General features: G+C 74.6%; 4 protein-coding genes. All 4 read right to left on the bottom strand.

The genetic code is table 11. The annotated features are described in order from the left end of the window. On the bottom strand, positions 1–480 hold a 480-nt coding region (locus CBZ_RS18735; protein WP_130782976.1), incomplete at its 3' end, for an L-threonylcarbamoyladenylate synthase. A gap of 37 nt (positions 481–517) precedes the next feature. Further along, a complete protein-coding gene (locus tag CBZ_RS18730; protein ID WP_130782975.1) occupies positions 518–2,575 on the bottom strand; it encodes an elongation factor G in 2,058 nt (685 codons plus the stop codon). A gap of 240 nt (positions 2,576–2,815) precedes the next feature. Further along, positions 2,816–3,766, bottom strand: a complete 951-nt coding sequence (locus CBZ_RS18725) for an FKBP-type peptidyl-prolyl cis-trans isomerase (RefSeq protein WP_130782974.1) — start codon at positions 3,764–3,766, stop codon at positions 2,816–2,818. Between the two features lie 160 nt (positions 3,767–3,926). Then, positions 3,927–4,136, bottom strand: a 210-nt coding sequence (locus tag CBZ_RS18720) for a hypothetical protein (RefSeq protein WP_130782973.1), incomplete at its 5' end; no start/stop codon positions are given.

Here is a 4,136-nt window from a genome sequence, read left to right as displayed (position 1 = left end):
CTTGATCTGCCAGCCGTCCGTGAACGGCTCGGCACCCGGGAGCAGCAGCGACGACGACAGCAGCGGCTCGCCGAGCTCGTGCAGGATCGCCTGCGCGACGCGGTTGTCGGGGATGCGCACGCCGACGGACCGCTTCTTGGGGTGCGCCAGCCGCCGCGGCACCTCGGGCGTGGCCTTGAGGATGAACGTGTACGGCCCCGGCGTCGACGCCTTGATCGCGCGGAACGCGGCGTTGTCCAGGTGCACGAGCTGCCCGAGCTGCGCGAAGTCGCAGCACACGAGCGTGAAGTGGTGCTTGTCGTCCAGGTGCCGCAGGCGGCGGATCCTCTCGGCACCCTCCTGGTTGTCGACGCTGCACCCGAGCGCGTACCCGGAGTCCGTCGGGTAGACGATCAGCGCACCGCCGCGCAGCAGGTCGACGACCTGCCCGATCGCCCGGGGCTGCGGGTCGTGGGGGTGGACGTCGAAGTAGCGGGCCATGACGCCCACCGTAGAGCGGCGGCGGTCCCGTGGCAGGTCAGGCCGGGACGAGGTGGTCCGGGCAGACCTCGAACCGGTCCGGGCTCATGACGAGCTCCGCGCGGCCGCCCGTGATCGACCGCAGGTCGAGCACGTACCGGGACAGCTCCGCCTGCGGCACCGACGCCTCGATCCGGACCGTGCCGTCGTCGAGAGACGCCGTCGCCGTGATCCGGCCGCGCCGCGACGACAGGTCGCTCATGACGTCGCCCTGCACGGCGGTCGGCACGACGACCGAGACGTGGCTCACGGGTTCCAGGACGACCGTCCCGGCGGCGGCCAGCGCCTCCTTGACGCCCGTCGCGGCGGCCGTCCGGAACGCCATGTCGGACGAGTCCACCGAGTGCGACTTGCCGTCGTACACCTCGACCCGCAGGTCGACGACGGGGTACCCGTGCGGGCCGCCGTGCTCCATCGCCTCGACGACGCCGCGCTGCACCGCCGGCAGGTACGAGCGCGGGATCGCCCCCCCGACGACCTTGTCGACGAACTCGAACCCCGACCCGTGCGGCAGCGGCGACACCCGGAGCTGCACGACGGCGTACTGCCCGTGCCCGCCCGACTGCTTCTTGACCTTGCCCTCGGCCTCGACGGGCTTGCGGATCGTCTCCCGGTACCCGACCGGCACGGGCGACGTGCTGACGTGCACGCCGAACACCCGCGCGAGGCGCTCCAGGGCGACCGCGAGGTGCGTGTCGCCCAGGCCGCGCAGGACCGTCTTGTCGCTCGACCGGTCCACGCTCAGCGTGACGTCCTCCGCGACCAGCCGGCCCAGCGCGGCGGACAGACGGTCGTCGTCGGACTGCGTGACGGGTTCCAGGCACAGCCCGTAGACGGGCGGGCGGACGCGCGGCGGCACCGCGGTCATCGACGCCCCCGGCCCGGTGCGGTCGGCCAGCAGCGAGCCCGACGGGGTGCCCGTGAGCTTCGCGACGGCCGCCACGTGCCCCGCGGGCACCGCGTCGACCGGCAGGTGCTCCTTGCCGCGCAGCCGGAACAGGCCCGGGACGCGCTCGTCGGTCTTCGTCGCCGTGTTGACCAGCCGGTCGCCGGGGCGCAGCGTGCCCGACAGCACGCGCACCAGCGTGACCTGCCCGACGAACGGGTCGGCGAGCGTCCGGAACGCGTGCACCAGCACCGGGCCGGCCGGGTCGGCCGCGACCTCGACGACCGTCGAGCCCGCCAGCACCCGCGCCGTGCGGTCCGCGGGGTCCGGCGACAGCTCGCACAGCAGGTCCGCGAGCCGGTCCACCCCGACACCGGTCACCCCGGAGACGACGAGGACCGGGAAAGCCTCCCGGTCCTCCACCTCGTGCGCGAGCGTCCGCTCCAGCTCCGCCGCCGTCGGTACGTCGCCCGCGAGGTACCGCTCCAGCTGCTCGTCGTCGTGCGCGACGATCTCCTCCGTCACCTCGTCGTGCAGGCGATGCTCCTCCTCGGCGACCCCGTCCGGCAGCGGCTCCGTGTGGTGGTGGCCGTCCTTGTCGTAGGCCAGCCCCTCCTCCGTGAGGACGTCGGCGACCCCGGTGAACGCGGACTCCTCGCCGAGCGGCAGCTCGAGCGGCACGAACCCGTCGCCGAACGCCTCCCGCAGGTCCGCCAGCACGTGCCGGAAGTCGGCCCGCGCCTTGTCCTCCTTCGTGACGACGACGACCACCGGCAGCCCCGCGTCCGCCGCGAGCCGCCACGCCGCGTGCGTCCCCGCCTGCACCCCGTCGACCGCGCTCACCACGAGCAGCGCGAGGTCCGCGGCCGCGAGGCCCGCGTCGACCGCACCCGCGAAGTCCGCCGACCCGGGGGTGTCCAGCAGGGTCACGTCGTACGTCAGACCGTCCGGGGCCTTCCACGGGAACGGCGCGACGCCGAGCCCCAGCGAGATGCCCCGTGCGACCTCCTCCGGCTCGTGGTCGCTGACCGTCGAGCCGTCCTCGACGCGCCCTGGTCGGGTCAGGACCCCGGCCTGGTGCAGCAGCTCCTCGACGAGAGTCGTCTTGCCCGCGCCGGACGCGCCCAGCAGGGCCACCGTCCGGGTCCTCGGCGTCGTTGCCTGGTCCATCGTCGTCTCCCGGCCGCCTCCCGGCGGTTCCCCGGGGGCACGTGCGACCACACTAGCCAGACCCGCCCGGGGGTGGCAGGACGAGAGACCCTGGCGCCGCGGCGGCGGGTGCGCGGGGTCCGCAGGCGGCACGACGAGGGCCCGGGACCGACCTCGTCGTGAGGTGGTCCCGGGCCCTGGTCGGGCTGGTCCGGTGCTGGCTCAGCGGTGCCGGGTCAGCGGTGCCGGCTCAGCGGCGCGTCAGCGGGCGTCGAGGATGTCGACGACGAACACCAGCGTCGAGTTCGGCGGGATCGTGCCCTTGTCCTCGTCGCCGTAGCCCTGGTCCGGCGGGACGACCAGCAGGACCTGGCTGCCGACGGTCTGACCCGCGACACCCGTGTCCCAGCCCGCGATGACCTGGCCGGCGCCGACGACGAACGGGAACGTCGAGCCCGACGTCCACGAGGAGTCGAACTCCGTGCCGTCCCACAGCCAGCCGGTGTACTTCACGGTGACGTTCTGGCCGGCCTCGACGACCGCACCCGAACCCTTGATGAGCGGCTGCGCGACGAGCGTCGTCGGGGCGTCACCGGCGGCGGGCGTGATCGACGGCGCGCCGTCCTCGCCCAGCGTCACCGTCGGCAGGCCCTCGACGGGTGCCACGGCCTCGCCCTCGGCGCGGGCCGGGATCGTCACCGCGTCCACGACCTCCATCGCGTAGACCTGCGTCGCGTTCTCGCCCGACGACAGGGCGACCAGCACCCGGGCGCCGACGTGCGCGTCCTTCAGGACCGCGTCGAGCTCGGAGATGCTCGTCGCACCGGCCGTGACCGTCTCCGGGCTGTCGGGGTACGTCGAGCCCATCGTCGCGCCGTCCTGGCCGTTGACCATGAGCATGTGGACCGACAGGTTCTGGCCCTCCTCGATCGCGGCGCCGTCACCGTCCTCCACCAGGTGCGCGACGAACGTCGTCACGTTGAACGGGGTGCTCGGCAGGGTGACCGTCGGCTCCTGGCCGGGCTCGCCCTCGACCTTCACCTTGGCGAGCAGCGCCTGGTCGGCGGCCTGGGCGGCGCTCACCGACGCGGTGGCGTCGGCCGACGGGGAGTCGTCGGAGCCGCCGTCGCCGGAGCAGGCGGCCAGGGAGAAGGAGAGGACGATCGCGGTGGTGGCGGCGGCGATCGCGCGGGCGGTGGTCGTGCGGCGCACGAGGGTCCTCCGTCGGTTCGGGTCCCGCCCGGTCAGGCGGCGGACCCACGCACGGTACGCGAGTTTCCTGGGCATCCGCTGGGGGTGGTCGGGCACCGGTTGTCCGAATCGCTTCAGCGGGACGTGCGCGGCGGCGACGGCGGCGGCCCGACGGGCCCGGTCAGGCGGGTCCGGACGGTGCGGCGAGCGTCCGGGCGAGGGCCGCCGCGTCCGTCGTCGGGAGGTCGCACACGAACCCGCGGCAGACGTACGCGGCGGGGCGGCCGCCGACGAGCGGCCGGTCGGCCAGCAGCGGCAGCACCGCCGAGCCCGACGGGCCCGACGCCGGTCCGGCTGTCGGGGGGCCGACCGCCACGACCAGCCCCGGGGC

Source organism: Cellulomonas biazotea, from assembly GCF_004306155.1.
Lineage (GTDB): Bacteria > Actinomycetota > Actinomycetes > Actinomycetales > Cellulomonadaceae > Cellulomonas > Cellulomonas biazotea.
This window is presented reverse-complemented; position numbering and strand designations above follow the sequence as displayed.

What these genes read in the sequence shown, in the direction of transcription:
- CBZ_RS18730 (WP_130782975.1), bottom strand. Translation starts at nt 2,575, where the DNA reads ATGGACCAGGCAACGACGCCGAGGACCCGGACGGTGGCCCTGCTGGGC.